The sequence below is a fragment of the Methylobacterium sp. WL103 genome (assembly GCF_008039885.1).
Lineage (GTDB): Bacteria > Pseudomonadota > Alphaproteobacteria > Rhizobiales > Beijerinckiaceae > Methylobacterium > Methylobacterium cerastii.
Window position 1 is genome coordinate 1 of the sequence record NZ_VRUX01001013.1, and the last position, 945, is coordinate 945.

Genomic DNA, 945 nt, shown 5'->3' on the forward strand with positions numbered 1-945 from the left:
GCGCTCGGTGCCCTCGGCGGCCGGCGGCAGCGCCTCCACCCAGGTCTGGCCGGTGGCGTAGCGCCCGGGAAAGGTGTCGACGAGGTAGAACGCCTTGGTCAGCACGTGGTCGGAGGGCACCGGCTCCAGCTCCGGGATCTCGAGCGTCGCCAGCATCTTGCGCAGGTACGCCGCCTCCGGGGTCGGCGGGCCGCCGGCCCGGGCCGTGAGCGCGTCGCGGGTGTCGAACAGGACGGTGCCGCCGTTGCGCATGAACGCGTCGACCCGGCGGATCGTCGCCTCCGAGGGCTGCGGCCGGCCCGGCGCGATCGGCCAGTAGATCAGCGGATAGAACGCCAGCTCGTCCTTGGCCGGGTCGAGGCCGGCGGGCTCTCCCGGCTCCAGGGCGGTGCGGGCGGCGAGCATCTGGGTCAGACCGGTCAGGCCGGCCCGGCTCGCCTCGTCGATCGCCGCGTCGCCGGTGACGACGTAGGCGAGGCGCGTGACCAGCGCCGACTCGATGCCGTTCGGGCGGTTGGCCGGCGGCTCCTCGGCCCGCGCCGGCGGCCCGCCAAAAGCTCCGAGAAGGAGCAGGCCCGCCATCGCGAGCATCGCCGGGCGGCCACGGAGGCGGCCGACGAGGCTCCCTGAGCCGCGGTTGAGGAAGCCGCCGAGCCAGAGGCCCGCCAGCGTGTCGAGGACCAGCAGCAGAAGCGCCAGGGTGAACAGGCTCGGGCGCAGGTCGAGGGTCTCGGCCCCGGCGAGCGTGCCGGTGCGGGCGCCCGAGAGCGCGGCGAGGTCGAGCGCCTTGAGGCGGTCGTCGGGCCGGAGGGCGTTCACGGCGGTGCCGCCGTCGGCGGGGCCGTAGAAGCCCGGCGGATGCTCTGCCGAGGCGCGGTCGGCGTAGTCGGCCGGCACGGCGGTGGCGGAGGCCGGCGGGGTGCCGAGCGCCCCGAAGCCGTCGAG

1 protein-coding gene is annotated in these 945 nt (G+C 76.2%); it reads right to left on the reverse strand.

What is annotated here, in order from left to right; translation table 11 throughout:
• Positions 1-945: DUF4159 domain-containing protein (locus tag FV222_RS27420; RefSeq protein ID WP_147816289.1), on the reverse strand; the 945-nt coding region annotated here is incomplete at both ends.